Annotated in this window: 26 protein-coding genes; 17 read left to right on the forward strand and 9 right to left on the reverse strand. The window is 71.9% G+C overall.

The window, feature by feature from the left end:
- Window positions 1-7: 7 nt before the first annotated feature.
- Both BJ984_RS15580 and BJ984_RS15585 read right to left on the reverse strand, forming a co-directional pair.
- Window positions 8-379 carry a VOC family protein gene (locus BJ984_RS15580; protein WP_179548767.1) on the reverse strand — a complete coding sequence of 124 codons (372 nt, stop codon included), beginning with the start codon at window positions 377-379 and terminating at the stop codon, window positions 8-10.
- Window positions 380-389: 10 nt separating this feature from the next.
- Window positions 390-884: a GNAT family N-acetyltransferase gene (locus BJ984_RS15585; protein WP_179548768.1), complete on the reverse strand. Its 495-nt coding sequence runs from the start codon at window positions 882-884 to the stop codon at window positions 390-392.
- Between the two features lie 99 nt (window positions 885-983).
- On the opposite strand from BJ984_RS15585, the gene moeB reads away from it, so the two are divergent.
- Window positions 984-2234 (forward strand): molybdopterin-synthase adenylyltransferase MoeB, encoded by a 1251-nt coding sequence (gene moeB / locus BJ984_RS15590; RefSeq protein ID WP_179548769.1) that lies wholly within the window; start codon window positions 984-986, stop codon window positions 2232-2234.
- A gap of 55 nt (window positions 2235-2289) precedes the next feature.
- On the opposite strand, the gene BJ984_RS15595 is transcribed toward moeB, so the two are convergent.
- Window positions 2290-2544, reverse strand: a complete 255-nt coding sequence (locus BJ984_RS15595) for a MoaD/ThiS family protein (protein ID WP_179548770.1) — start codon at window positions 2542-2544, stop codon at window positions 2290-2292.
- A gap of 1 nt (window position 2545) precedes the next feature.
- Window positions 2546-3664: a GTP 3',8-cyclase MoaA gene (gene moaA / locus BJ984_RS15600; protein WP_179548771.1), complete on the reverse strand. Its 1119-nt coding sequence runs from the start codon at window positions 3662-3664 to the stop codon at window positions 2546-2548.
- A 345-nt stretch (window positions 3665-4009) separates the two neighbouring features.
- Here moaA and BJ984_RS15605 point away from each other — a divergent pair, with 345 nt between their 5' ends.
- The 6 genes from BJ984_RS15605 (at window position 4010) to BJ984_RS15630 (ending at window position 10836) form a co-directional block, all read left to right on the forward strand.
- Window positions 4010-5296 (forward strand): molybdopterin molybdotransferase MoeA, encoded by a 1287-nt coding sequence (locus tag BJ984_RS15605; protein WP_246306478.1) that lies wholly within the window; start codon window positions 4010-4012, stop codon window positions 5294-5296.
- Window positions 5297-5339: 43 nt separating this feature from the next.
- Window positions 5340-5768: a cyclic pyranopterin monophosphate synthase MoaC gene (gene moaC / locus BJ984_RS15610; RefSeq protein ID WP_309298948.1), complete on the forward strand. Its 429-nt coding sequence runs from the start codon at window positions 5340-5342 to the stop codon at window positions 5766-5768.
- Window positions 5765-6358, forward strand: coding sequence for a MogA/MoaB family molybdenum cofactor biosynthesis protein (locus BJ984_RS15615; RefSeq protein WP_179548774.1), 594 nt, complete (start codon window positions 5765-5767; stop codon window positions 6356-6358). Before moaC ends, BJ984_RS15615 begins: the two co-directional genes overlap by 4 nt.
- Window positions 6342-6812 (forward strand): molybdenum cofactor biosynthesis protein MoaE, encoded by a 471-nt coding sequence (locus tag BJ984_RS15620; protein WP_179548775.1) that lies wholly within the window; start codon window positions 6342-6344, stop codon window positions 6810-6812. The genes BJ984_RS15615 and BJ984_RS15620 overlap by 17 nt, the downstream gene beginning before the upstream one ends.
- A 137-nt stretch (window positions 6813-6949) precedes the next feature.
- Complete coding sequence (locus tag BJ984_RS15625; RefSeq protein WP_179548776.1) at window positions 6950-7930, forward strand: FAD binding domain-containing protein; 981 nt, start codon at window positions 6950-6952, stop codon at window positions 7928-7930.
- Entirely contained in the window at window positions 7927-10836 is a 2910-nt protein-coding gene (locus BJ984_RS15630; protein WP_179548777.1) for a molybdopterin-dependent oxidoreductase, read from the forward strand. The genes BJ984_RS15625 and BJ984_RS15630 overlap by 4 nt, the downstream gene beginning before the upstream one ends.
- A 33-nt stretch (window positions 10837-10869) precedes the next feature.
- On the opposite strand, the gene BJ984_RS15635 is transcribed toward BJ984_RS15630, so the two are convergent.
- Complete coding sequence (locus tag BJ984_RS15635) at window positions 10870-11772, reverse strand: LysR family transcriptional regulator ArgP (protein WP_179548778.1); 903 nt, start codon at window positions 11770-11772, stop codon at window positions 10870-10872.
- A 71-nt stretch (window positions 11773-11843) separates the two neighbouring features.
- Between BJ984_RS15635 and BJ984_RS15640 the strand changes: the two genes are divergently transcribed.
- Window positions 11844-12455 (forward strand): LysE/ArgO family amino acid transporter, encoded by a 612-nt coding sequence (locus BJ984_RS15640; protein ID WP_179548779.1) that lies wholly within the window; start codon window positions 11844-11846, stop codon window positions 12453-12455.
- Between the two features lie 124 nt (window positions 12456-12579).
- Here the strand turns inward: BJ984_RS15640 and BJ984_RS15645 are convergent, their stop codons facing one another.
- The gene (locus BJ984_RS15645; RefSeq protein ID WP_179548780.1) at window positions 12580-13953 is read right to left on the reverse strand and encodes an 8-oxoguanine deaminase; all 1374 of its coding nucleotides are present in this window, start codon (window positions 13951-13953) and stop codon (window positions 12580-12582) included.
- The gene (locus tag BJ984_RS15650) at window positions 13950-15095 is read right to left on the reverse strand and encodes an XdhC family protein (RefSeq protein WP_179548781.1); all 1146 of its coding nucleotides are present in this window, start codon (window positions 15093-15095) and stop codon (window positions 13950-13952) included. The genes BJ984_RS15645 and BJ984_RS15650 overlap by 4 nt, the downstream gene beginning before the upstream one ends.
- Window positions 15096-15175: 80 nt before the next feature.
- Between BJ984_RS15650 and BJ984_RS15655 the strand changes: the two genes are divergently transcribed.
- Window positions 15176-16561, forward strand: a complete 1386-nt coding sequence (locus BJ984_RS15655; protein ID WP_179548782.1) for an amidohydrolase family protein — start codon at window positions 15176-15178, stop codon at window positions 16559-16561.
- Window positions 16562-16648: 87 nt separating this feature from the next.
- Here the strand turns inward: BJ984_RS15655 and BJ984_RS15660 are convergent, their stop codons facing one another.
- Together BJ984_RS15660 and BJ984_RS15665 are read right to left on the reverse strand one after the other, a co-directional pair.
- Window positions 16649-17626, reverse strand: a complete 978-nt coding sequence (locus BJ984_RS15660; RefSeq protein ID WP_179548783.1) for a PDR/VanB family oxidoreductase — start codon at window positions 17624-17626, stop codon at window positions 16649-16651.
- Window positions 17623-18213, reverse strand: a complete 591-nt coding sequence (locus tag BJ984_RS15665; RefSeq protein ID WP_179549509.1) for a helix-turn-helix domain-containing protein — start codon at window positions 18211-18213, stop codon at window positions 17623-17625. Before BJ984_RS15665 ends, BJ984_RS15660 begins: the two co-directional genes overlap by 4 nt.
- Before the next feature lie 208 nt (window positions 18214-18421).
- Between BJ984_RS15665 and BJ984_RS15670 the strand changes: the two genes are divergently transcribed.
- The 8 genes from BJ984_RS15670 (at window position 18422) to BJ984_RS15705 (ending at window position 26220) form a co-directional block, all read left to right on the forward strand.
- Entirely contained in the window at window positions 18422-19720 is a 1299-nt protein-coding gene (locus BJ984_RS15670; RefSeq protein WP_179548784.1) for an amidohydrolase family protein, read from the forward strand.
- 8 nt (window positions 19721-19728) lie between these two features.
- Entirely contained in the window at window positions 19729-20502 is a 774-nt protein-coding gene (locus tag BJ984_RS15675) for an ABC transporter ATP-binding protein (protein ID WP_173181524.1), read from the forward strand.
- Window positions 20502-21347, forward strand: coding sequence for an ABC transporter permease (locus BJ984_RS15680; RefSeq protein WP_179548785.1), 846 nt, complete (start codon window positions 20502-20504; stop codon window positions 21345-21347). The genes BJ984_RS15675 and BJ984_RS15680 overlap by 1 nt, the downstream gene beginning before the upstream one ends.
- A gap of 89 nt (window positions 21348-21436) precedes the next feature.
- Window positions 21437-22612, forward strand: coding sequence for an ABC transporter substrate-binding protein (locus BJ984_RS15685; protein ID WP_173181526.1), 1176 nt, complete (start codon window positions 21437-21439; stop codon window positions 22610-22612).
- 19 nt (window positions 22613-22631) lie between these two features.
- The gene (locus BJ984_RS15690; protein ID WP_271206527.1) at window positions 22632-23417 is read left to right on the forward strand and encodes an SDR family NAD(P)-dependent oxidoreductase; all 786 of its coding nucleotides are present in this window, start codon (window positions 22632-22634) and stop codon (window positions 23415-23417) included.
- A gap of 57 nt (window positions 23418-23474) precedes the next feature.
- Window positions 23475-24824, forward strand: a complete 1350-nt coding sequence (locus tag BJ984_RS15695; protein ID WP_179548786.1) for an FAD-binding oxidoreductase — start codon at window positions 23475-23477, stop codon at window positions 24822-24824.
- Complete coding sequence (locus BJ984_RS15700) at window positions 24821-25630, forward strand: creatininase family protein (RefSeq protein WP_179548787.1); 810 nt, start codon at window positions 24821-24823, stop codon at window positions 25628-25630. Before BJ984_RS15695 ends, BJ984_RS15700 begins: the two co-directional genes overlap by 4 nt.
- Window positions 25627-26220 (forward strand): pyridoxine/pyridoxamine 5'-phosphate oxidase, encoded by a 594-nt coding sequence (locus BJ984_RS15705; RefSeq protein ID WP_179548788.1) that lies wholly within the window; start codon window positions 25627-25629, stop codon window positions 26218-26220. Before BJ984_RS15700 ends, BJ984_RS15705 begins: the two co-directional genes overlap by 4 nt.
- Window positions 26221-26283: the final 63 nt, after the last annotated feature.

The raw sequence follows: 26283 nt of genomic DNA on the forward strand, positions 1-26283 counted from the left end.
GGCGCGGTCACCGGGCGCGGAGCACGCAGAACTCGTTGCCCTCGGGGTCGGCCAGGACGACCCAGCTGACGTCGGTCTGGCCGATGTCGACGCGGGTGGCGCCGAGGGACTCGAGGCGGGCGACCTCGGTCGCCTGGGCGTCCGCCGCGCCCTCGGGGACGAAGTCGAGATGCAGGCGGTTCTTCGCCGTCTTCTTCTCGGGCACCGCGAGGAACAGCAGGCTCGGGTGGGTCTCGGCGTCGGGCGCGATCTCGTACTCGGCGTCCTCCCCGTCCTCGCTCTGGTAGGTGAGCTGCCAGTCCAGCGCCTCGCGCCACCAGTCGGCGAGGGCCTTGGGGTTCTCGGAGTCGACCACGATCTGTTCGAAGCGGAGTGCCATGGCGGTCAGGCTACGCCGTCGCGGCCGCCGCGGGGAAGGCGTCGAGCCGCTTCATCATGCAGATCACGAGCGGCTCGTCCTTCCAGTAGCCGTAGCAGTCGGTGCGCTGCCAGCCCTCGCTCGTGTAGAGGGCCACCGCCTCGGGCTGCATCTGGCCGACCTCGAGCTTCAGGATGCGCGTTCCGCCCTCCCGCGCGATCTCCTCCATCGCGGCCAGCAGCCGGCGCGCCACCTTCTGGCCCCGGGCGCTCTCGCGCACGTAGACGCGCTTGATCTCGGCCTCTCCATCGCGCCCTTCACCCAGAGGGCTCAGAGCGATGCAGCCGACCGGGATCCGGGCGTCTCCATCGCCCTGCGACTGCTCGGCCACCACCGCAGCCAGCCCACCGTGCACCGATGGGCCGGGGTCGTCGCTGGAGTACCGGCGCATGACATCGGCCACCTGCTCCGCTTCCAGCTCCCGGAAGGCCGGGTCGTCGGTGGTCGTGGTGCGCAGCGTGATCACGGCACCGATTCTCACACGGGCCACCGACAGCGACGGGAGCGGGGCGTGGGTGGTGCCGGGCGCCGGCCGAGCATCCGGAATCGCCCGTAGGCTGAGAGCATGCCGCTGCCCGCCCTCGTCTCACCCGGCCCCGAGCTCACCCGCGCGGAGCTGCTGCGGTACTCGCGGCAGATCTCGCTGCCGCACGTCGGCGTCGACGGCCAGCGCCGGCTGAAGGATGCGCACGTGCTCGTGCTCGGCGCCGGCGGCCTCGGCTCGCCCGTGCTGCAGTACCTCGCCGCCGCAGGCGTCGGCACCATCGGCATCGCCGACCACGACACGGTCGAGGTGTCGAACCTGCAGCGGCAGACCATCCACCCGGATGCGCGGGTCGGCGAACGCAAGGTCGCCTCCGCGGCCGCCACGGTGCATGCCCAGAACCCGCTGATCGAGGTGGTCGAGCACGACGCCGAGGTCACCCCCGCGACCGTGCTCGAGCTGGTGTCGGAGTACGACATCGTGGTCGACGGCACCGACAACTTCGAGGTGCAGTACGTCGTCGACGCCGCCTGCGCGCTCGTCGGAAAGCCGCTCGTCTGGGGTTCGGTGCTGCGTTTCGACGGGCAGGTGACGGTGTTCTGGGCCACCGCGGCCGAAGGCCTGGACCGCACCCTCGACGACCTCTACCCCGAGCAGCCCGACGCCGACCCCGGTGAGACCTGCTCGGTCGCCGGCGTGCTCGGCCCGGTCTGCGCCGCGATCGGCGCCGTCATGGCGACCGAGACGCTGAAGCTGCTCGGCGGCTACGGCGAGCCCCTGCTCGGCCGGCTGCTCGTGCACGACGCCCTCGACGCCTCCTGGCGCGAGGTGCCGTTCGGCAAGGCCGCGAACCGCGACAGCCCGGGCGCCCGGCGCACCCGCGGCGCCGCCAACATCGGCGAGCCGTACAGCTTCACCAAGCAGGGGTCCGGCTCGTCGGGCCCCGCCACCGCTCTCTTCGAAAGGCAGTCCACCGTGACGTCAGAGACCACCCCCACCCCGTCGATCACCGCTCCCGAGCTCAAGTCGCTGCTCGAGGCGCGCACGCGCGGCGAGGCCGACTTCGTGCTCGTGGACGTGCGCGAGATGTACGAGAACCAGCTCGTCGCCATCGAGGGCGCCGAGCTGGTGCCGCTCGGGCAGATCCTGAGCGACCAGGCGCGGGAGATCCTGCCGCCGCAGGAGAAGGTCATCCTGCACTGCCACCACGACGCGCGGTCGCAGCAGGCCGCGGCGCTGCTGCGGGCGAACGGCTGGGAGGACGTGACGTTCGTGCAGGGCGGCATCGACGCGTGGTCGCGTGAGGTCGACCCGTCGGCGCCGCGGTACTGAGCGCGGGGGCGCGTCGCACCTGGAGGCGCCGGCGCGTCACGGCGCGCAGGCGGGGTCAGCCGCCGGCGAAAGGCGGGAGGACGTCGAGGGTGTCGCCGTCCGCGAGCGCGGTGCGGCGGTCGGTCGTGGCGCGCCCGTTGTGCAGGTAGGAGCAGCGGTCGAAGACCGCCGCGGCGGCACGCGCATCCTGAGCTCTCGACGCGAGGGCGTCGACGAGCTCGCCGATCGTCGCGGGCGCGGGATCGACGCGTTCTTCCGCCCGGCCGACCGCAGCCTTGGCCGCGGCGAAGTACCTCACCTGGATGCTCACGTCAGCCTCCGATCGCGCTCATCGGGCGGTCGGGCTGCTCGAACCCGGCCGAATTCATGTTGTGCCCCGACGGCTTCGCCCACATCGCGCCGCGCCACAGGTCGGCGATCTCGCGGTCGTCGGCTCCGTCGCGGAGGGGCCCGAGCAGGTCGGTCTCGGTGTGCGAGAACAGGCAGCTGCGCACGGCGCCCTCGGCGGTGAGCCGCGTGCGCCGACAGTCGGAGCAGAACGGCTCGCTGACCGACGCGATGATCCCGACGAGCCCGAGCATCGGCCCGGCCGGTCCGGCAGTTCGCTCGCGCACCTGGAACAGCTCGGCCGGGGCGCCGTCGCGCGGCGCCTCGTCGGGGCTCAGCAGGTAGCGCACGCTCAACCGCTCGCGGATGCCGTCGGCCGTGATCATCGAATCCCGGTTCCAGACGTGGTCGGCGTCGAGCGGCATCTGCTCGATGAAGCGCAGCTGGTGGCCTCCGGCGAGCGCCCACTCCAGCAGCTCGACGGCCTGGTCGTCGTTGATGCCGGGCATCAGGACGGCGTTGATCTTGGTGGAGACGAGCCCCGCAGCGCCCACGGCGTCGATGCCCGCGAGCACCCGGCTGAGGAAGGGCCGACGCGTGATCTTCGCGAAGGTCTCGGGCTCGATGGAATCCAGCGACACGTTGATGCGGTCGAGTCCGGCCTCGGCGAGCGCCTCCGCCCGGCTCGAGAGACCGATGGCGTTGGTCGTCATCGAGATCTCGGGGCGCGGCTCGAGTGCGGCCACGGCGCGGATGATCTCGACCAGGTCCTTCCGCAGCAGCGGCTCTCCCCCGGTGAAGCGCACTTGGCGCACGCCGAACTCGGTCACGGCTATACGGGCGAAGCGGGTGATCTCGTCGATCGACATCAGCGACGGCGGTGCCAGGAACGGCAGGCCCTCGGCGGGCATGCAGTACGTGCAGCGGAGGTTGCAGCGGTCGGTGAGCGAGATGCGCAGGTCGGTGCCGCTGCGGCCGAAGCGGTCGATCAGCCTGGCGTCGTCGGGCCGGTCGCTCGGCAGCATGACGGCGCCGCGCGGCTCGGGCGCAGACCCCGCACTCGGCGCCTGCTTCACCACCGGGATGCCCAGACCGACGCTCATGCCTCCACCCTAAGCGCTTTGGATGCCCGCCCGGCCGTCCCTCCCGGTACCACCCGGCCCTCACCTTCCGCGCGCGATCGCGGCCGGATCGAGTGCAGAGGTGCTGCCTCGAGTGCGGCGACAGGGGATGAGCTCGAGAGCGCGGGCTGATAGGGCGGACGGAACATGCCCGGTATTCGGCACGAACGCCCGCACCGGTGGGTGAGGGTGGCAACACCGATCGTCGGAGAGTCACCAGGTGCCTCCAGCCGCGCGGTCGGCTCGGAGCGGGGTGACGGCGGGCACCGGGCCCACTGGCGGTCCAGTCGCGACGAGCTGGCGGCGGGCATGGGGCACACTGGGCGTATGCGAACCATCGAGGAGCATCGCCGCGAGATCATCGCGCTGCTGGGCGGCGTCGCCGCCACCGGCGAAGCGGAGGAGCTGAGCGTCTCCGCCACCGAGATGGCCGCCCATCCGGAGCGCTACGCGCAGCGGATCCTCGCAACCGATCTGATCGCCCCGTCGAGCCTCCCCGCCTTCGACAACTCGCAGATGGACGGGTACGCCGTGCTGTCGAGCGACCTCGCCACGGCGAGCACCGACGCTCCCGTCGCCCTGACCGTCGCACCGCGGATCGCCGCGGGCGACACCTTCGGCACCCACGCACCCGGCACGGCCACGCCGATCATGACCGGGGCGCCGGTGCCCGAGGGTGCTGACGCGGTGGTGCAGATCGAACGGGCCGACCCGCCGGCGTTCTTCGACGACGACGGCGTCACCCGGACGGTCGCGTTCGGCGAGGCGGTGCCCACGGGTCAGTTCGTGCGCGCGGCGGGCAGCGACGTGGGTGAGGGCGACGTGCTGCTGACCGTCGGGACCGTGCTCGGCCCGGCTCACTTCGGCGTCATCGCGGGCACCGGCGCGACCTCGGTTCCGGTGCGGCGGCGCGTGCGGGTGCTGCTCGTGTCGACGGGGCACGAGATCCGTGAGCCCGGCAGCGCGCTCGAGCCGGGCCAGATCTTCGACGCCAACTCGTCCGCCCTCACGGCGGCCCTCCTGGCCATCGGCTGCGCGGTGACACCCGTGCCCTGCCGCTCCGACGACGCCGAGGACCTTCTCGAGCTGCTGGCGCAGGAAGCGGCGGCCGTCGATCTGATCGTGACCGTCGGCGGGGTGAGCGCCGGCGCCCGCGAAGTCGTTCGGGACGCTCTCGGACCACTCGGAGTCGAGTTCATGAAGGTCGCGATGCAGCCGGGCGGGCCACAGGGGTTCGGGATCGCGTCCGTTCCGGGAGCGGGGGGACGAGCATCCGTCGACCGCCCCGTGATCAGCCTGCCGGGCAACCCGGTGAGTGCCCTGGTGTCGTTCGAGGCGTTCCTCCGCCCGGCGCTGCTCACCGCCTCCGGAGCACGGACGACGTCGCGCGAGCTGCGGCGCGGTGTGGTGGCCGAGGCGTTCGACTCGCCGCCGAACCATCACCAGCTGCGACGCGGCCTCGTACGCGGGGACGGCACACTGGAGCTCGTCGGCGGGCCGTCGAGCCATCTGCTGCACTCGTACGCGGGCTCGACCGTGCTCGTGCACGTTCCCGTCGGCGTCTCGTCGGTCTCCGCCGGCGACGAACTCGACTACTGGAGGATCGATGGCTGACGGTTCAGAGCTCACCCACGTCACGGCCGACGGCTCGGCCCACATGGTCGACGTGTCGGACAAGGCGATCACGAAGCGCATCGCGAGCGCGCAGGCCGTGCTGCACACTCGGCCGGACGTGATCAGGATGCTCGCGGACGGCTCACTCTCTAAGGGAGAGCCGCTGGCGGTCGCGCGCGTCGCCGGGATTATGGCGGCGAAGCAGACCTCCTCACTCATTCCGCTGTGCCATCCGCTGCCGATCTCGGGGGTGACGGTGGACTTCGAGATCGCCGAGTCCAGCGTGCGGATCACCACCTCCGTGAAGACCACCGGTGTCACCGGGGTGGAGATGGAGGCGCTCACCGCCGCCTCGGTCGCGGCGCTGACCGTGTACGACATGATCAAGGCCGTCGACCGCGCCGCGCGCGTGACGGACATCGAGGTGCTGTCGAAATCCGGCGGCGCGAGCGGCGATTGGAGCCGGCAATGACGCACCACGAGCATCCGCACGACCACGACCACGACCACGACCACGACCACGACCACAGCCACGCCGACGCTGCGGTGCCCGCCCGGGCGCACGGCGAGGACGACGCCGATCACCGTACCGCCCGCGTCGTAGTCGCCTCGAACCGAGCGGCCGCCGGGGTCTACGCCGACGCCACCGGGCCCGTGATCGAGCGCTGGCTGCAGGAGCGCGGGTGGACCGCCTCCGTCGACGTCGTGCCCGACGGAGAGCCCGTGGGCGCAGCGCTCCGCGACGCCGTCGGCGCGGGCGTCGACCTCGTCGTCACGACGGGCGGCACCGGCGCCTCCCCCACCGATCGCACGCCCGAGCAGACCCGTGCCGTGATCGACTTCGAGGTGCCGGGCATCGCCGAGGAGATCAGGCGGGTCGGCGCCCCTCACACCCCGAAAGCCGTTCTCTCGCGGGGCATCGCGGGCGTGGCCGGTCGGACCGTGATCGTCAACCTGCCCGGGTCGGGCGGCGGTGTGCGCGACGGCCTCGGGGTGCTGGACGGGGTGCTCGTTCATCTCATCGATCAGATCCATGGAGGCGATCATGCCCGCACCGACTGACATTCCTTCATCTTCGGGCGGATCTGTGGAGAACCGCGTCGTCATCGCCAGGATCGCGGAGAAGACGATCACGATCGACGAGTGCTCCGACGCCGTCGAGGACGCGACCTCGGGAGCGGTCGTGACCTTCGCCGGGGTGGTCAGAGACCACGACGAGGGCCGGGGAGTCACCGCGCTGAGCTACACCGCTCATCCGACGGCCGCCGAGGCGATCCGGGCGTCCGCTCTGCGCATCGCCGCCGCCCATCCGGAGACCCGCGTCGCCATCGTGCACCGCACGGGCGATCTCGTCGTGGGCGACCTCGCCCTCGCCTGCGCGGTCGCAGCGGCGCACCGGGGCGACGCCTTCGCCGCCTGCGCCGAGCTGGTGGACGACGTGAAGAAGACCGTGCCCATCTGGAAGGAGCAGGCCTTCGACGACGGCACGACGGAGTGGGTGGCCTCGCTCGGCTGATCGCCGCCCCGGCGGCCATCCACTCCTGCACAGGCGTGGGACGCCGTCCGACTTACCCCCAATTCGGGCCGTGTTACATCTCAGACACATTGCTGAGGTTCACTGAGTTCTGCAGCACCCTTCGAACGGAGCACCACGTGGACCTCAACACCGTCGCCGCCATCACCCCGGCCCGCTCGCGCGGCGATCTCGCCCTCCTCCGCAGCGACGTCGCGCCGCTCGCGGGCGGGTCGTGGCTCTTCTCCGAGCGGCAGGACGAGTTGACGGCCCTCGTGGACCTGATGACCCTGGAGTGGCCGTCGCTCACGGTGACCGCCGACGGGCTCGAGGTCGCCGCGACCTGCCGGCTGGCGGAGCTCGCCGAGTTGCCCGACGCGTGGGGCTGGGCCGCGCATCCGCTCTTCTTCCAGTGCTGCACCGCCCTGCTCGGCTCGTTCAAGGTGTGGAACGTCGCGACCGTGGGCGGCAACATCTGCGCCTCGCTGCCCGCCGGGCCGATGACCTCACTCTTCTCCGCGCTCGACGCCGAAGCCCTCGTCTGGCGGGCCGACGGCACAGACGAGCGGATGCCCGTGGCCGAGTTCGTGACGGGCAACGGGCGGAACGCCCTCGGTCCCGGCGATGTGCTGCGCTCCCTTCATGTACCGCGGCACGCTCTCGAGGGGCGAACCGCCTACCGCAAGATCGCGCTGTCGCCGGTCGGGCGATCGGGGGCCGTCATCGTGGGGCGGCTCGATCTCGACGGGTCGTTCGTGCTGACGGTGTCGGGGGCGACGGTTCATCCGGAGCAGGTGCGATTCGCGTCGATTCCCGGGAGCACGGAGCTGGCCGCGGCGGTCGGAGCGATCGACTCGTGGTTCACCGACCCGCACGGCGCGGCCGACTGGCGGCGGGGCGTGTCGCTGCTCCTGGCTGAGGAGATCCGCGAGGAGCTGAGTCTGCCACCGGGCGAGGCCGCGCCGAGCGACTACACGACGGTGCGTCCGGCGAGCGCGGCAACAGCGCCCGCGCCCTCGCCCGCTGAGGCGATCGTCGGCTCGGGGATCGACGACGACGGGACGACCACCAGCGACGGGACGACCACCAGCGACGAGACGACGAGCGGGGACGCGCGATGAGATTCATCATGAACGGCGAGCAGCACGAGGCCGAGCCGATCGCCGGGCAGTGCCTGCGCACCTTCATCCGCGACCAGGGGCACTTCGAGGTGAAGAAGGGCTGCGACTCGGGCGACTGCGGAGCCTGCTCGGTGATCGTCGACGGCACCCCCGTGCACTCGTGCGTGTATCCCGCTTACCGCGTCGAGGACCGCGTGGTGACGACCGTGGCCGGGCTCGGCGACCCCGACGACCTGAGCGCGATGCAGCAGAGCTTCGTCGATCACGCAGGCTTCCAGTGCGGGTACTGCACCGCGGGCATGGTCGTCACGGCGACGACGCTGAAGCCCGAGCAGCTCGACGACCTGCCGCGCCTGATGAAGGGCAACCTCTGCCGCTGCACCGGGTACCGGGCGGTGGAGGAGTCGATCCGTGCGGGTGTCTGCGCCGGCGCCGGTCTCGCCGACGGGGCGACGCCCGCTCCGGTGGAGGGGCGGCTGATCACGACGAAGTCCGGTCGTCACGCCCGCGCCGCCGGCGGCACCGACGCGGAGCCGGAGACGACGACGTCGGGGCCGGGTTCGACGCTGCCCGAGGGGACGCTGCCTGCCGCGACCGTGTCGGAGGCGGTCGAGGCTCCCGCCAGCATCGCCACGCCGCGGACGGTCGGAACCTCGGTGGGCGCGCCCGCCGGACGGCGGATCGTGACGGGGCGGGAGCCGTACACGCTCGACGTCGCCGTGCCCGGTGTCACGCACCTCAAGCTGCTGCAGTCGCCGCACGCCCACGCGCGCATCCTCTCGATGGACACCACTGCCGCCGAAGCCCTGCCGGGGGTGCATGCGGTTCTCACCGCGGCCGACTCCCCCGAGCGGCTGTATTCGACGGCCCGGCACCAGTTCCGCACCGACGACCCCGACGACACGACGCTCTTCGACACCGTGGTGCGGTACCGCGGGCAGCGCATCGCCGCGGTCGTGGCCGACAGCATCGCGATCGCCGAGGCGGCCTGCCGGCTGATCGAGGTCGAGTACGAGGTGCTCCCGGCCGTCTTCGACCCCGAGGAGGCCCGGCAGCCCGGGGCTCCCCTGCTGCACGGCGACCTCGACCCGGTCGTCGCCCGGGTGGCCGAGCCCGAGCGCAACGTGATCGCCTCGGTGCACACCGAGATCGGCTCGGTCGCCGAGGCGGTGGCCGGAGCATCCGCCCACGTCACCGGCACCTGGCAGACCCACCGCGTCTCGCACGCGGCGCTGGAGACGCACGGCTCGGTCGGCTGGCTCGACGAGGACGGCCGGCTCGTCGTGCGGACGAGTTCGCAGGTGCCGTTCCTGGTGCGCGACGAGCTCGCCTACATCTTCGGCCTCGAGCAGGACCGGGTGCGCGTCTTCACCGCCCGGGTCGGCGGCGGCTTCGGCGGCAAGCAGGAGATCCTGACCGAGGACGTCGTGTCGGCCGCCGTGCTGAAGACGGGGCTCCCCGTGCAGTTCGAGTTCACGCGGAACGACGAGTTCACGATCGCGCCCTGCCGGCATCCGATGCGGGTGTCGGTCGAGCTCGCGGCCGAGGTCGACGGCACGCTCACCGCCATCGCGGTCGACGTGCTGAGCGACACCGGCGCCTACGGCAACCACGGCCCCGGCGTGATGTTCCACAGTGTCGGCGAGACCGTCAGCCTCTACAACGCCCCGAACAAGAAGGTGGATGCGGAGGTCGTCTACACGAACAACATCCCCTCGGGTGCCTTCCGCGGCTACGGGCTCGGGCAGGTGTCGTTCGCGATCGAGTCGGCGATGGACGAGCTGGCGCACGAGCTGGGGATGGATCCGTTCGAGCTGCGCCGGCGCAACGTCGTGCGGCCCGGGCAGCAGCTCGTGGCCTCGCACGTCGAGGGCGACGACCTCGTCTTCGGCAGCTACGGCCTCGACCAGTGCCTCGACCTGACTCAGCAGGCGCTGCAACGCGGCAACGAGGCCGAGATCCCGACGGGCTCCGGCTGGCGCCTCGGCACCGGCGTCGCCGCGGCGATGATCGCGACCATGCCGCCTCGCGGGCACTTCTCGACCGTCTCCATGACCCTGGAGGCCGACGGAACGTACCTGGCCGCGGTCGGCACCGCCGAATTCGGCAACGGCACCACGACGGTGCACACCCAGATCGCGTCGAGCGTGCTCGGCACCTCGGTCGACCGCATCCGCATCCGGCAGTCGGACACGGACGGTGTGGGGTACGACACCGGCGCGTTCGGCTCGGCGGGTACCGTCGTGGCGGGCAAGGCGTTGCACTCGGCAGCCACCTCGCTGAAGGCGGCCGTGCTGCGCACCGCCTCCGAGATCGCCGGCGCCTGGAGTGAGGGCCACCTCGAGGGGGACGGCGTACGGATCGGCGAGACGTTCGTGCCGCTGACCGACATCGCCGCGCGGGCCGGCGGCAGCCTCACGGCCACGGGGCAGGAGGACGGGGCGAAGCGGTCGATCGCGTTCAACATCCACGGATTCCGGGTGGCGGTGAACGAGCTGACCGGCGAGGTGCGCATCCTGCAGTCGGTGCACGCCGCCGACGCCGGCTTCGTGCTGAACCCGGCGCAGCTGCGCGGGCAGATCGAGGGTGGCGTCGCCCAGGCCATCGGCTCGGCGTTGTACGAGGAGATGATCATGAAGGAGGGACTGGTGACGACTCAGGTGTTCCGGGCCTATCATCTGCCGCAGCTGGCCGATGTGCCGGTCACCGAGGTGTTCTTCGCCGACACCGACGACTCCGTGGGGCCGTTCGGAGCCAAGTCGATGAGCGAGGCGCCGTACAACCCGGTGGCTCCGGCGCTGGCGAACGCCGTGCGCGATGCGCTCGGCGTGCGACCCCACGAGCTGCCGCTCTCCCGAGACCGCGTCTGGCGCCTGGCCGCCGCAGCCCGCGAGCTCGTCGGGTAGCCGCCCTCCCCTGGTCCCGCCTGAAAGAACGACCTAGGGGCGCGCGGGGAGCGGGACGGGCGGGCGGAGCGCGCGTGCGGCGGCGGCGCGGATGGCGGCCGCCGCCTGGTCGAGCGCTCGGGTGCGCAGCTGCCACTGCTGCCAGTACAGCGGCACGTCGATGTACGCCCCGCGCGAGAGCTCGACCAGTCCCTCCGGCGGCCGCTGCAGGTCGGGGATCATCCCCCAGCCGAGCCCCAGCCGCACCGCCTCCACGAAGTCCGTCGAACCGGGCACGTAGTGCCGCGGCGGATCGAGCGAGGCCCCACCGGGCAGGGTGCGGAGGAAGCGGTGCTGCAGCTCGTCCCGGCGGTCGAAGACGACCATGGGCGCCTGGGAGAAGTCGCGCGGTGAGTCGCCGAACCAGCGCGACACGAAGGCGGGAGTGGCGAGCGGCTGGTAGCGCATGGCGCCGAGGAGCTCGGACGAGCATCCCTGCACCGGGGTGGCCGTCGCGCTGACCGCGGCCATCACGGCCCCGTCCCGCAGCAGTTCGGCCGTGTGGGACTCGTCCTCCCGTACCAGTTCGAAGACGATCGAGTCGGCCAACGGGGCGAGCGCGGGCAGCAGCCAGGTGGAGAGCGAGTCGGCGTTCACCGCCAGCGGAAGGCGTGCCGGCGACAGAGAGCCAGAGGTGTCGTCCCCGCCCAGCTCATCCGAGACATCCGCCGTGAGCGCCTCGAGCTGCCGGGCCAGCCGGAGCACCGCCCGACCGGACTCGGTGGGAGCGACCGGTCGACTGCGGCGCAGCAGCACCCGTCCGGTCTCGCTCTCGAGCGCCTTGATGCGCTGAGACACGGCCGACGGCGTGACCGAGAGCACGCGCGCCGCCGCGTCGAACGACCCCTCGTCGACGGCAGCCCGAAGAGCCTGCAGGTGAGCGGAATCGAAGTTCACATAAGCGATGCTAATGCAGCTTCAGGAACATTAGCTGGACCAGTGCGAGCAGCGCCGCATACCGTCGACCTGTGACCGACCTCCTCCCCGTCTTCGCCGGCCTCGGCTTCGGCCTCTCGCTGATCGTCGCGATCGGCGCCCAGAACGCGTTCGTGCTGCGGCAGGGGCTGCTGCGCCGGCACATCCTGCCGGTCGTGGCCGTGTGCGCACTGTCCGACGCCGTGCTGATCGCACTCGGCATCAGCGGTCTCGGCCTGGTGTTCGAGCGACTCCCGGTGCTCATGGTGATCGCGCGCATCGCGGGGGCGGCGTTCCTGATCGTCTACGGCTTCCTCGCCGCGCGCCGGGCGCTGCGGCCGGCCGCGCTCGGCGAGGAGGGGCCGAGATCGTCCGCGGGTCTCGCCGCCACGATCAGCACCGCTCTGGCTCTGACCTGGCTGAACCCGCACGTCTACCTCGACACCGTGGTGCTGCTCGGCTCGGTCGCGAACTCGCACGGCGACTCCCGATGGCTGTTCGGGCTGGGTGCGATGGCAGGCAGCGTCATCTGGTTCACCGCACTCGGCTTCGGCGCGCGACTGCTGCAGCCGATCTTCGCCCGGCCGGGCGCGTGGCGGGTGCTCGACGGCATCATCGCCCTCGTGATGCTCGCGATCGCGGCGTCGCTCCTCCTCGGGCTCTGACCCGGGCGGCGACAGCGCCGGCGCCGGCGCGGGCGACACCGACAGCGACAGCGACAGCGACAGCGACAGCGACAGCGACAGCGACAGCGACAGCGACAGCGACAGCGACAGCGACAGCGACAAGCTACCCCAGCAGCGCCGAGACCGCCCGCGAAACCCCCCGCGCGACCGACGCCGACGACACCCGCACCAGCGCCCCGTCCCGCACGACCTCCCGCCCGTTCACGAGCAGCAGCGCCAGCGGCGGCTGCGACCCCAGCGTCAGCGCCGCGACCGGGTCGACGATCCCCGCGTGGGCCACCCCGTCGACCTTCCACAGCGCCAGATCGGCCAGCTTCCCGACCTCGATCGACCCGATCTCCGCGTCACGCCCGAGCACCCGGGCCCCGCCCATGGTCGCGATCCGCAGCCCGTCCCGGCCGGTCATCGCGGTCGCTCCGCCGCGGAGGCGATTGACGAGCACCGACATCCGGATCTCGGTCCCGAGCTCCCCCGACTCGTTCGACGCCGATCCGTCCACACCGAGGCCGACCGGCACCCCGGCGGCGAGCAGCTGTGGAATGGGAGCGATCCCGGCGGCGAGCCGGGCATTCGACGAGGGGCAGTGCGCGACTCCGGTGCCGGTGGCCGCGAACCGGGCGATGGCGGGTTCGTCGAGGTGCACGCAGTGCGCCATCCAGACGTCCTCACCCAGCCAGCCGAGGTCCTCCAGGTACTGGGTGGGCGTGCGCCCGAAACGAGCGAGGCAGAACGCGTCCTCCTCCACCGTCTCGCTGCCGTGGGTGTGCAGCCGCACCGAACCGGGCAGGCTCCGCGCGAGCACCGCGGCCTCGCGCAGCAGGTCGCCCGTGACCGAGAACGGCGAGCACGGTGCGATCGCGATCCGCACCATCGACGAGCGCGACGGGTCGTGGAAGTCGGCCACCGCATCCGCACTCGCCTGGAGCGCGGCGGCGGTGGTCTCGACGGCGAAGTCGGGCGGCAGGCCGCCCTGCGAGGCCCCGAGGTCCATCGAGCCGCGCGTGCCGTGCAGACGCACGCCGATCGTGGCGGCCGCGTCGACGATCGAGCCGAGGATGTCGCCGCCACCCCGCGGGAAGACGTAGTGGTGGTCGGCCATCGTGGTGCAGCCCGAGAGCGCCCCGACAGCGAGCCCGCCGAGCGCACCGGGCCCGACGGTGTCGGCCGTGATCCGCGACCAGGTCGGGTACAGCGCGGTCAGCCAGTCGAACAGGATGGCGTCCTGCGCGATCCCCCGCGTCAGCCACTGGTACAGGTGATGGTGGGTGTTCACGAGCCCGGGCGTCAGCAGGTGCCCGCTCGCGTCGACGCGGGTGACGGATGCTCCCGCCGACCACGAGGCCGGCGCCGCCCCTGCCCCGACCGCCACGATGTCGGTGCCCTCGATCACCACGTGACCCGAGACGTGCTCGGTGCCGGCGGCGTCGACGGTGGCGACGTATGCGTTCTCGATGATCGTGCGGGCGGGTTCGGTCACGAGAGGCTCCGGATCTGGTCGGACGGGGACGGGACGGCGGACGGCGCGGGAACGGCAGACGGGACCGCGGAGTGGATGGCGCCTCGAGTCTCCCGCAGCGGGCTTCCCGAGGCGCGGCTGCGCGCCGCGATCACCTCCGCGAGGATCGACACGGCGGTCTCCTCGGGCGACGACGCCCCGAGATCGAGGCCGATCGGCGAGTGCAGCCGCGCCAGCGACTCCTCGGCGACGCCGTGCACACGCAGCGCGGCGAGCCGCCGCTCGTGCGTCGCACGCGAGCCCATCGCTCCGACGTAGGCCACGTCGAGCGCCAGCGCCGCCTCGATCAGGGGCACGTCGAACTTGTCGTCGTGGGTCAGGATGCACAGCACCGTGCGCTCGTCGACCTCGGTCTCGGCGAGGAAGTCGGTGGGCCACCGGCTCACGACCTCGGCGGACGGGAAGCGCTCGGGGGTCGCGAACACCGGTCGGGCGTCGCAGACGGTGACCCGGTAGCCGAGCAGGGCGGCGGCGTTCGACAGCGCGATCGAGAAGTCGACGGCGCCGAAGACGATCATCCGGGCCGGGGGCGCGCTGACGAGCAGCACCGTCTGCACGAGTTCGCCGTCGCAGTCGACCAGGCGGCGCGCCGAGCGGCCGCGGTGCACGGCCGCGACGAGCTCCGAGCGGATGCGCTGCCGCCGCGCATCCGGAGCCCCACCCGACCCGGCCGGAAGCTCACCCGACGCCGTCAGCACCTCGACGGTCCCCGAGGGCGACAGCATCAGCGCGAGCCCCGCAGCCCGCCCGTCGCGCGCGAGCCGCAGCTCGTCGAGGAGTGGAGCGTCGTCGGTGTCGAGCGGACGCACGACGACCGTGAGCCGCCCTCCGCACGACAGCCCGACCGCGAACGCGTCGTCGTCGGTGAACCCGAAGGTGCAGATCTCAGCGGTGCCCGACACGAGCGCCGAGGTGCAGGCGTCGTAGACCGCGCCCTCGACGCAGCCGCCCGAGATGCTGCCGATCACACGCCCGAGGTCGTCGACCGCCATCGAGGTGCCGAGGGCCCGCGGAGCACTGCCGTCGACCTCGATGACGGTGGCGACGGCGAGGCGCCGACCTTCGCCGAGGGCGTCGAGCAGAGCGGATGCCAGTTCGAGCATCAGTCCACCTCCATCGACGCCGCGGCTCCTGGTGCGCGCCGCGTCATCAGCCTGACACATGACTCTGTTAGACAATGCGCATGCTGATCATCACCGACGCCACGCGCATCCTGGTCGACGCCGAGACCGAGCTCGAGGGCGACGAAGCCCGCCGCTTCGTGGTAAGCGAGACCGTACCGACGAGCCGCACCGCGCCGAGCACCGACGCCACCCCGACCACCGCGGCCACCCCGGCCACCGCAACCACCGCAGCCACGAGCACCGAACACCTCGACGCCGCCGGCTGCGTCATCACCCCCGGCCTCGTGAACGCCCATCACCACCTCCTGCAGACCGCCTTCCGCACCTTCCCGGGCACCCGCGGCGTGCCGATGCACGTCTGGCTGCCCACCATGGCCGCCGCGTATGCCGCGATCGGCATAGACCCCGAGAGTGCCGGTGTCGCCGCCCGGGCTGGAGTCGCCGAGGGCCTGCTCAGCGGCGTCACGACCATCGCCGACCACCACCTGAACTGGCCGGCCGGCGCGAGCGTCGACGACACGGTGGCCATCGCCCGCAGCACCGCCGACGCGGCCCGCGGCCTCGGCGCCCGCCTCGCCTTCGTGCGCGGATCGGCCCGGGATGACCCCGAACAGGCCGCGGCCTCCGCCGACGCCATCGCGACCGCACTGCTGAGCGGGGCCGGCGACGGCGACGGGGTCACCGAGGACGGCCTCCTCCAGGTCGCCGTCGGCCCGGCCGGCGTGCACAGCGACTCCGAGGCCACCTTCCGCCTGCTCGGCGAGGTCGCGGCGGCCCACGGCCTCCGCCGCCGCACCCAGGCGAACGAGCAGGTCGACGTCGCCATCGCGCTCGAGAAGTACGGCCGCCGCCCGATCGCCCTGCTCGAGGAGTGGGGCTGGCTCGCCGACGACGTCACCGTCGCCCACCTCTGCGCCGTCACCGACGACGAGATCGCACTGCTCGCCGAGCGCGGCGTCACCGCGACCCACGCCCCCGGCTGCGACCTGCCGATGGGCTGGGGGATCGCCCCGGTCGCGGCCCTCCGCGCAGCCGGCATCACCGTCGGCCTGGGCACGAGCGGCGGCGGCAGCAACGACGCCGGTCACCTGCTGGCGGATGCGCGGCTCGCCCTGCAGGTCGCCCCCCTCGTCGGCCCCCCACTCGATGCGCGAACGGTGCTCGGCATGGCCACCGAGGGCTCGGCGACCGGCCTCGGGCGCGCCGAACTCGGCCACCTGCGCCCGGGCGCCGCCGCGGACCTCTGCGTCTGGGACGTCACGGGCGTCGCCGACGCGGGGGTGGCCGACCCGATCGCCGGCCTGCTCTGGACGAATCCCGGCCGCCGCCCCCGGCACGTCGTGGTGGCGGGCCGGGTGGTCGTGAAGGACTACGAGCTGGTCGGCCACGACGAGCGCGCGCTGGCCGCCGACGTGGCCGAGCTGCTGGCGGCGCGGGTGCGGTGACGAGGCCGCTGCCGACCGCGCATCCCTAGCTCGTCTACACATATGTCTAACTAGTGACCGTGCTCACTACACGACTGGCGAACGACCTCACAGCTCCAGCACCAGCCGGGGGCAGGCGGCGCGCGAGACGCAGATCATCATGACCTCGTTGTCCTCCTGCTCGGCCGGGGTGAGCACCGAGTCGCGGTGATCCACCTCGCCCGAGACGACGGGGGTCTCGCAGGTGCCGCAGGTGCCCTCGCGGCACGAGGAGAGCACCAGCACGCCCGCCTCCTCCACGACGTCGAGGATCGAGCGGTCGGGCGGCACCTCGAGGGTCATGCCCGACAGCTCGAGCTCGACCTCGAACGACTCCTGGCGCACCGGCTCGGTGACCTCGCGGGCCTCGAAGCGCTCGAGGTGCAGCGCGTCGGGCGGCCAGCCGGCGTCGAGGGCGACCTGCTCGAGCTCGGTGAGCATCCGGGCCGGGCCGCAGCAGTAGACGGCGACCGGCGCCGACGGGGTTCCGCCGCTCAGGGTCGACAGCGCGAAGCGGTGGCCGAGCTCGGAGGTGTAGACCGACACGCGGTCTCCGTACGCGGCGACGAGCTCGTCGACGAAGGGCATCCGCTCGAGCGACCGCCCCGCGTAGGCGAGTGTGAACGGGATGCCCGCGGCGTCGGCCGCCCTCATCATGGGCAGCAGCGGAGTGATGCCGATCCCGCCCGCGACGAAGGCGTACGAGCCGCCCGGCGGCACCGCGTGCAGCCCGAAGTGGTTCAGCGGACCCCGGACGCGGAGGCGGTCGCCCTCCCGAACGTGGGCGTGCAGGTGCTCGGAGCCGCCGCGTCCGTCGGGCTCGCGCAGCACCGCGACCTGGTAGACGCTGCGATCGGCCGGGTCGCCGCAGAGGGAGTACTGCCGCTCGACCCCGGGCTGCACCTCGACGTCGAGGTGGGCGCCGGGCTGCCACGGCGGCAGCTCCGATCCGTCGGCGGCCCGCAGGGTCAGCAGCACGACGTCGGTGGCGACCGGCCGGGCGGAGGCCACCACGGCGTCGATCTCGGGCAGGGTCAGGGCGCTCATCCGGCCCTCCGCTCTTTCACGATGAACAGGTGGTACTCGCCCACGACCGCCGAGCACCAGCGGTGCAGGGTGCCCCCGGCGTAGTGGATCGAGTCGCCAGGGCCGAGCTCGAAGGTGCCCTCCTCGGCGAGGTCGACGAGCACCCGGCCGCTGACCACGTGCAGGAACTCGTCCTCCTCGTGGGTGTAGAACTCCCCCACCGAGACGTTCGAGCCGCGGAACTCCATCGGCACGAACGGCACGTCGCCGTGCACCAGGATGCGCGCCTCGCCGCCCCCGAACGGACCCTGCGGTCCCTCCATCGAGCGCACCAGCGAGACCCGCTGGGTGGCACCGCCCGGCACGAGGTCGTCGGTCGCGGCCGCGATCAGCTCGATCTGGCTCGAGCCGAGTGCCCGCGCGATGCGCTCGAGCGACACCATCGACGGCCGGGCCTGCCCGCGCTCGAGCTGCGAGAGGAAGGGGTGCGAGAGCTCGGCGAGGCGCGCGAGCTCCACCAGCGTCAGGCCACGGGCCTGCCGGAACGAGCGGATGCGCGCACCCAGGCGCTCGGTCTGCTCGTCGAGGGCGACGCTTCCGGTGGAGATGGCTGGTCCTCTCGTCGAGTGGCGGGTGGTGGAGCGGGGCTGGGGACCGGGTGGTCACAGAGACAGTAATCACGAACGGCCGCCACAGCGAAATCGTGCGTGGACCCAATTAACATTCGGAAATGCTTGCGTTACCTGCCGGAAACGAGCCATCCGTAGCGTGGCCCCTGTTGAAGCCATCAACATTCCGAGCCGTGAGGAGCCCCCGATGTCCGTGCTCCCCCGCACCCTCCGGATGCTCCGCTCGGCGACGCTCCCCGACGGGCGCCTCGTCGACGTCGAGCTCGAGGGCGACACGGTCTCGGCCGTGCGGCCCGCCGGCAGCGCGGCGACGTTCGACGCCCCGTCGGCCGGCACGCTCGACCTCGACGGCTTCCTGCTGCTCCCGGCTCCGGCCGAGCCGCACGCGCACCTCGACAAGGCCCTCTCCTGGGACCTGATCGACCCGCCGATGGGCGACCTCGGCCTCGCGATCGAGTCGTGGAAGCGGTACGCCGCCACCATGACCACCGCGTCCATCGCCGACCGGGCCCGCCGCCAGGCTCTCGCGATGCTGCAGAACGGCACGACCGCCATCCGCTGCCACGTCGACCTGCTGCACGCCGAGGGCGATGAGGGCGACTCGATGCGCGGCGTCCGCGCCCTCGTCCAGGTGCGCGACGAGCTCGCCGGCCTCGTCGACCTCGAGCTCGTCGCCCTCGCGGGCCCGAACGCCACCGACGCCCAGGTGCACGAGGCGCTCGACCTCGGTGTCGACCTGGTCGGCGGCGCCCCGCACCTGGCCGACGAGCCCGACGCCGACCTCCGCCGCCTCCTCGCCATCGCGACCGACCGCGGTGTCGGTGTCGACATGCACACCGACGAGAGCCTCGGCGGCCCGATCACGATGGGCACCCTGACCGAGATCGTGCGCGACTGGCCCGCGAGCCGCCCGGCGACCGCCGGCCACTGCGTGCGCCTCGGCACCCTCGAGCCCGTCGAGCTCGACGTGCTGATCGAGGGCATCCTGGCCGCCGACCTCGGTATCGTGACCCTGCCGATCACGAACCTCTACCTGCAGGGCTGGCAGCATCCGGTGTCGACCCCACGCGGCCTCACCGCCGTGCGCGCCCTGCTCGACGCCGGGGTGCGACTCGGTGCCGGCGCCGACAACGTGCGCGACCCCTTCAACCCGGTCGGCCGAAGCGACGCGCTCGAGACCGCCTCGCTGCTGGTCACCGCCGGTCACCTCACCCTCGACGAGGCGTACGCCGCCGTGAGCACCGGCGCCCGCGACGTCATGCGGCTGCCGCGCTCCGGCGTCGAGGTGGGGGCGAAGGCCGAGCTGCTGGCGGTGCGCGCCGTCAACCTCTCGGATGCGATCGCCAACGCCTCGGCCGACCGCTACGTCATCCACGCCGGCCGCCTGGTCGCCGCGAGCTCGGTGAGCCGCAGCATCGCGCCGATCGCGCACCTGGCCGAAGTTCTTCCCGAACCATCCCCCGAGCCCCAGTACGAAACGAGGTGAGAAGCGCCATGACCATCGCACCCCCCGAGGTCGCCCCCGCGACCACGACCGGTCAGCTGCTGCACTTCGAGGACGTCGCCATGACGTTCCCGAACGGCACGACCGCCCTCTCAGGCGTCGACCTGACCGTCAACCGCGGCGAGTTCGTCACCGTCGTCGGTCCCTCCGGCTGCGGCAAGTCGACCCTGCTGCGCATCGCGTCCGGGCTGACCCCCGCCACCGAGGGCGTCACCCAGGTCGACACGAGCCGCATCGGCTACGTGTTCCAGGATGCGACCCTGCTGCCCTGGCGCGACGTGCAGTCGAACGTCGAACTGCTCGCCGAGCTCAACGGCGTGCCCAAGGCCAAGCGCCGGGCCACCGCGAAGGAGGCGATCGAGCTGGTCGGCCTCTCCGGATTCGAGAAGCACCTGCCGCGCACCCTCTCGGGCGGCATGAAGATGCGCACGAGCCTCGCCCGCAGTCTCACCCTCGACCCCGAGCTGTTCCTGTTCGACGAACCGTTCGGCGCTCTCGACGAGATCACCCGCGAGCGTCTCAACGACGAGCTGATCAAGCTCTTCACCGAGCAGCAGTTCGCCGGCCTGTTCATCACGCACTCGGTCTCCGAAGCCGTGTACCTCTCGACCAAGGTAGTCGTCATGTCGGGCCGCCCCGGCAAGATCGTCGACACCTTCCCCGTCGAGTTCCCCTTCCCCCGTGACCCCGAGATCCGGTTCACCGCCGAGTTCGCCGAACTCTGCGGCAAGGTCTCCCACGCCCTCCGAGAAGGCCACCACTGATGACCACGACGCCTCCCGCCCCGCCGAAGAACCGCACGCTGATGCGGCCCGCCACCGTGAAGAAGTCGCGGTCCAAGGCCATGACCTGGGTGCCGCCGATCGTGGTCTTCCTCGCCCTGCTCGGCATCTGGTACGCGATCACCTTCCTCGTGCTCGACGAGAAGCGCCGCTTCCTGATGCCCCCTCCGCACGAGGTCGTCGCCGCGTTCTTCGACCCGGCCACCTTCGGCGAGATCCTGGTCGCGCTCGGCCGCACCACGGCGGTCGCGCTGGTCGGCCTCGCGATCGCGATGGTCATCGGCATCGTCTGGGCGATCGCGATGAGCCAGGCGAAGTGGGTCGAGCGCTCGCTCTACCCCTACGCGGTGGTGCTGCAGTGCATCCCGATCCTCGCGCTCGTGCCGCTGATCGGCTTCTGGTTCGGCTTCGAGTACCCGGCCCGCATCATCGTCTGCGTGATGATCGCCCTGTTCCCGATGGTCTCGAACACCCTGTTCGGCCTGCAGTCGGTCGACCCGGGCCAGCGCGAGCTGTTCCAGCTGCAGCGCGCCAACCGCTGGACCGTGCTGACCAAGCTCGAGTTCCCCGCCGCCCTGCCCGCGATCTTCGCCGGCATGCGCATCTCGGCCGGTCTCGCCGTGGTCGGCGCGATCGTCGGCGACTTCTTCTTCCGCCGCGGCGAGCCGGGTCTCGGTTCGCTGCTCAGCACCTACACCGCCCGGCTGCGCTCGGCCGAGCTGTTCGCGACGATCTTCGTCGCGGCCCTGCTGGGAGTGGCGATCTTCGCCCTCTTCGGCTGGATCGGCAAGCGCGCGGTCGGCCGCTGGTACGACTTCTCGGCCTAGCTCCGGCTGCCCGTACCGCCTCCTCGACCCATCCGTCCCACCCCGCACCACAGCACCGTCACATTCCGCACCACCCCTAAGGAGATGTAATGCGCAGAACCCGATCCCGGCTCGTGCTCACGGCGGGCCTCGTGGCCGCCACGGCCGTCGCCCTCACCGCCTGTTCGAGCGGTGCCTCCAGCAGCGAGTCCACCCCCGCCTCCGACGCCGAGATCGGCTCGGTCGACCTGGCCGCCGCCGGCTGCCCCGCGAACGTCGTGCTGCAGACCGACTGGAACCCGGAGGCCGAGCACGGCCACCTGTACCAGCTGCTCGGCCCCGACCCCGAGATCGACGCCAGCAACAAGAGCGTCAGCGGCCCCCTCTACAGCGCGGGCGAGTACACCGGCGTCAACGTCGAGATCCGCTCCGGCGGCCCGGCGATCGGCTTCCAGAGCGTGACCTCGATCATGTACCAGGACCCGGACATCATGCTCGGCTACGTCTCGACCGACGAGCAGATCCAGAACTCGGCCGACTTCCCCACCACGGGCGTCTTCGCCCCGCTGGAGAAGAGCCCGCTGATGATCATGTGGGACCCGGCGACCTACCCCGATGCGAAGAGCATCAAGGACGTCACCAGCAAGGGCGCCGTCGTGCGCTACTTCGCCGACTCGACCTACATGGAGTACCTGAAGGAGTCGGGCCAGGTTCCCGAGGCCCAGGCCGACGGCAGCTACGACGGCACCCCGGCGAACTTCGTCGCCGACCAGGGCAAGGCGGCCCAGCAGGGCTTCGCCTCGGCCGAGCCGTACATCTACGAGAACGAGGTCACGGACTGGATGAAGCCGGTCGACTTCCAGCTCATCAACGACACCGGCTGGGACTACTACCAGTCGGTGATGGCCACCCGCACGGGTGACCTCGAGGCGAACTCCGAGTGCCTGAAGGCCCTGGTGCCCGTGCTGCAGCAGGCCGAGGTCGACTACTTCGCCGACCCCGCGCCGGTCAACTCGATGATCCTCGACCTGGTCGACCAGTTCGACACCGGCTGGGTCTACTCGCAGGGCGTGGCCGACTTCTCGGTCAAGCAGATGATCGACCTCGGGCTCGTCTCGAACGGCTCGAACGACGCCATCGGCGACCTGGACGAGGCCCGGATGGCCTCGTTCTTCGACAAGGCCGTGCCGATCCTCGAGAAGATCGGCGCGACGCCTGCCGACGGCCTGACCGTCGAGGACATCTACACCAACGAGTTCATCGACACCACGATCGGCCTGAAGTAGCACCATGACGCATCCTCCCGTGACCACGGTCCAGACCACCGGCACCGCCATCCCGAACCGGCTTCTCGGCAAGCGGATCGTGGTCACGGGAGGTGCGCGCGGCATCGGCGCCTCCATCGCCAGGCGCTCCGCCGCCGAAGGCGCCGAGGTCGTCATCCTCGACCGGCTCGTCGACGAGGGCGCCGCCTTCGCCGACGAGACCGGCTGCCGGTTCGCGCCGGTCGACCTCACCGACCACGTCGGCACCGCCGAGGCGATGGGCTCGGCCATCGCCGAGCTCGGCGGCGTGGACGTGCTGGTCAACAACGCCGGCATCCTCCGCTTCTCCCCCCTGCTCGACATCTCGGTCGAGGAGTGGGAGACCACGTTCACCATCAACACGACCGCCATGCTCGTCACGACGCAGATCGCGGCCAGGGCGATGATCGCCGGCCCCGACCCCGCCGGCCCCCGCCGCGGCACGATCATCAACCTCGCCAGCATGGCCGGCAAGACCGGCGGTGCGGGTCAGGGGCACTACGCGGCCTCGAAGGCCGCCGTGATCGCCCTCACCCGGGTGACCGCCCTCGAGCTCGGGCCATCCGGCATCACCGCCAACTGCCTCTGCCCGGGTTACGTGCTCACCGAGATGGGTGCGGCCACCCGCACCGAGGAGGACGTGGCCCTCTGGTCGACCTACTCGCCGCTCGGCCGGCTCGCCGACCCCGCCGACGTCGCGGGCGTCGCCACCTTCCTCGCCTCCGACGACGCCGCCTACATGACCGGCCAGGCGCTGAACGTCACCGGCGGCATGATCATGCACTGACCGGGCCCCCGGTCACCCATGCCTCACAGCACCGCACGCACGCACCGAAGGACCACCATGACCATCTCCCCCACCACCGCACCGACCGCCGGTGACATCGCCGGCCTCGCGAGCGAGCTCACCGCCCTGCTCGGCGAGCGCGGCGTCACCACCGAGCTGCGCGGACGCGAGAAGGCCTCGGTCGACGGCGCGAAGATGTCGCCGATCCTCGCCGCTCAGCTGCCGCTCGGGCTCGCCGACCTCGTCGCCTTCCCCACGAACGCCGAGCAGATCGCCGAGGTCGTCGCGGCCGCGGTGCGGCACGGCGTGGGCGTCACCCCGCGCGGCAAGGGCACCGGCAACTACGGCCAGGCCATCCCGCTGGAAGGCGGGCTCGTGCTCGACGTCTCGAAGGCCCGCGCCGTCGTGTCGGTCGAGGAGGGCCGCCTGACGGCCGAGGCCGGCGCCACGATGGTCGCGATCGAGCAGGCCGCGCGCGAGACCGGCCAGCAGATCCTGATGTACCCCTCGACCGCGCAGTCGTCGATCGGCGGCTTCCTCTCCGGCGGCTCGGGCGGCACCGGCTCGATCAAGCACGGCTCGAACATGAGCGGCGACTACGTGCTCGCCCTCGACGTGGTGCACGCCGCACCCGAGGCCGCACTCGTGCACGTCGAGGGGGCGGATGCTCAGCCCTACGTGCACACCTACGGAACCGCCGGCATCATCGCCCGCGCGACCATCGCGCTCGAACCCCTGCAGGAATGGGTCGGCTTCTACGCCAGCTTCCCGACCTTCGAGCAGGCGACCTCGGTCATCCGCCAGATCGGCTGGCTCGAGCCGACACCGCGCCTGGTCTCGGCCGACCTGCCCGAGATCGCCAACGCGCTGCCGGCGGATCCCGCCATCCCGCATGACCGCGCCTCGCTCCGTGCCATCCTCGATGTCGCCTCGCTCGACGCCGCCCGGGTGCTCGTCGAGGGCGCCGGCGGCACCGTCGAGGACGTGCGCGAGGGCCCGCAGGCCACCGTCAAGATCTCGATGCTCTCGTACAACCACCCGATCGAGTGGCTGCAGAAGTCCACCGACGAGCCCTACTTCCACGTCGAGGTCTCGGGCGCCGCGCTCGTCGAGCGGCTCGACGAGGTGCACCAGGTCTACCCCGGCGCCATGCTGCACATCGAGGCGCAGCGCGACCACCCGATCGGGATGCTCGCCGCCCCCTACATCAGCCCCGAGGCCGTCTACGCGGGCTTCGACCGCCTGCTCGCGATCGACGTCGGCTATCACTCGCCGCACCAGTGGTACGTCGACCACAAGGTCGACCGGGTGCGGGCCCTCGCCGCGAGGACCGACCCGCAGGGCCTGCTCAACCCGGGCAAGCTTCCGCCGGAAGGCGTCGTCACCGGCCCGGAGAAGCACTCGTGAGCATCCGTTCCCGCCGCCTGGTCGAGCTCTCGGGCACCGCGGCCGAAGCCGCCCTGTCAGAGGACTCGGTGATCGTGCTGCCCACCGGCGCGATCGAGTTCCACGGGCCGCACCTGCCGCTGATGACCGACTACCTGATCGCCGACGCGATCGCGAACGCCTCGGTCGACCGCGCCGCTGCCGACGGCCTCGACGTCTGGGTGCTGCCGACCCTCGCCTACACCAAGAGCGACGAGCACCACTGGGCGCCCGGCACGATGTGGATCAGCTGGGACACGCTGATGCAGACCGTCGTCGAGCTCGGCAACTCGATCGCCGCGACGCCGGCGAAGAAGCTGGTGTTCTTCAACGGGCACGGCGGCAACCTCGCCCTGCTGCAGGTCGCCTGCCGGGAACTGCGGCGCCGCTTCGGGCTGCAGACCTTCCTGATGGGAGCGACCGTGCCGGCCGGGGCGCACGACGGGCCCGAGGAGCTGGGGCTCGGCATCCACGCCGGGCACTCGGAGACCTCGCTCGTGCTGCACCTCCGGCCCGAGCTGGTCGACCTCTCGGTCGCCGAGCGGAGCGTTCCCGCGCACCTCGCCGACTACGAGCACATCGGCTTCAAGAAGCGGGTCACCTTCGGCTGGCTGTCGAACGACTTCTCGACCAACGGAACCCTCGGCGACCCGACCGGGGCGACCGCCGAGTACGGCGCCGAACTGTTCGAGGCGGCGGTGAGCGACTCGGTCGCGGCCTTCGCCGAGATCGCGCGGTTCGACGCCGCGGGGCCGTCGGCCTCCGTCGCCCCGGCCCCGCGGTCGTGACCGCGCTCGACCCGGTCGTCGCACCCCCGGGCACGGCCGGCCCCGACGAGCTGCTCTCCGTCTGGCTGCCGTCGAACGACGACCCGGTGCGCCCGCTCATGACGCTCTCCACCGTCTCCTCCAGCGGGTATCCGGATGCCCGCACCGTCCTGCTCTCGGAGTACGACGACACCGGGCTGTACTTCCACACCGACTCCCGCTCGCGCAAGGTCGCCGACGTCACGGCGAACCCCCGGGTCGCGCTCACCCTGCTGTGGCCGGGGCGCCAGCTGGTGGTGCAGGGCGATGCGTCGCGGTCCTCGGCCGAGGAGCAAGCGTGGGCCTACGAGCACCGCTCGCGCTACCTGCAGCAGCTGTCGTGGCTGAACACGGCGTCGTTCGCCGCCCTGGACGGCGCGGCTCGGCTCTCGCAGTGGGCGGAGTTCGGGCACGAGCATCCGTCGCTCACCCCGCCGCCCACCTGGACCGGCTTCGTGGTGCGGCCCGTGCGGCTGACCTTCTGGGAGGGCGACCCCGACACGGCGAGCCGGCGCACCGAGTACCGGCGCGACGCCGACGGCGCCTGGACGGCGTCGCTGCTGGCCGGCTGAGCCCGCTCTGGCCGGGTGGCCCGCCGGCGCGGACTTCGCCAAGCGTGCCTGCCACCGAGGCTC

It is taken from the genome of Herbiconiux flava, assembly GCF_013409865.1.
GTDB lineage: Bacteria > Actinomycetota > Actinomycetes > Actinomycetales > Microbacteriaceae > Herbiconiux > Herbiconiux flava.

Excerpts from the sequence above, each read along its gene's own strand:
- BJ984_RS15650 (WP_179548781.1), bottom strand. The coding sequence starts at position 15,095 with ATGCTCGAACTGGCATCCGCTCTGCTCGACGCCCTCGGCGAAGGTCGG.
- BJ984_RS15675 (WP_173181524.1), top strand. The coding sequence starts at position 19,729 with ATGACCATCGCACCCCCCGAGGTCGCCCCCGCGACCACGACCGGTCAG.
- BJ984_RS15620 (WP_179548775.1), top strand. The coding sequence starts at position 6,342 with ATGCCCGCACCGACTGACATTCCTTCATCTTCGGGCGGATCTGTGGAG.
- BJ984_RS15630 (WP_179548777.1), top strand. The coding sequence starts at position 7,927 with ATGAGATTCATCATGAACGGCGAGCAGCACGAGGCCGAGCCGATCGCC.
- BJ984_RS15655 (WP_179548782.1), top strand. The coding sequence starts at position 15,176 with ATGCTGATCATCACCGACGCCACGCGCATCCTGGTCGACGCCGAGACC.
- moeB (WP_179548769.1), top strand. The coding sequence starts at position 984 with ATGCCGCTGCCCGCCCTCGTCTCACCCGGCCCCGAGCTCACCCGCGCG.
- BJ984_RS15685 (WP_173181526.1), top strand. The coding sequence starts at position 21,437 with ATGCGCAGAACCCGATCCCGGCTCGTGCTCACGGCGGGCCTCGTGGCC.
- moaA (WP_179548771.1), bottom strand. The coding sequence starts at position 3,664 with ATGAGCGTCGGTCTGGGCATCCCGGTGGTGAAGCAGGCGCCGAGTGCG.
- BJ984_RS15605 (WP_246306478.1), top strand. The coding sequence starts at position 4,010 with ATGCGAACCATCGAGGAGCATCGCCGCGAGATCATCGCGCTGCTGGGC.
- BJ984_RS15670 (WP_179548784.1), top strand. The coding sequence starts at position 18,422 with ATGTCCGTGCTCCCCCGCACCCTCCGGATGCTCCGCTCGGCGACGCTC.
- BJ984_RS15680 (WP_179548785.1), top strand. The coding sequence starts at position 20,502 with ATGACCACGACGCCTCCCGCCCCGCCGAAGAACCGCACGCTGATGCGG.
- moaC (WP_309298948.1), top strand. The coding sequence starts at position 5,340 with ATGGTCGACGTGTCGGACAAGGCGATCACGAAGCGCATCGCGAGCGCG.
- BJ984_RS15580 (WP_179548767.1), bottom strand. The coding sequence starts at position 379 with ATGGCACTCCGCTTCGAACAGATCGTGGTCGACTCCGAGAACCCCAAG.
- BJ984_RS15615 (WP_179548774.1), top strand. The coding sequence starts at position 5,765 with ATGACGCACCACGAGCATCCGCACGACCACGACCACGACCACGACCAC.
- BJ984_RS15660 (WP_179548783.1), bottom strand. The coding sequence starts at position 17,626 with ATGAGCGCCCTGACCCTGCCCGAGATCGACGCCGTGGTGGCCTCCGCC.
- BJ984_RS15695 (WP_179548786.1), top strand. The coding sequence starts at position 23,475 with ATGACCATCTCCCCCACCACCGCACCGACCGCCGGTGACATCGCCGGC.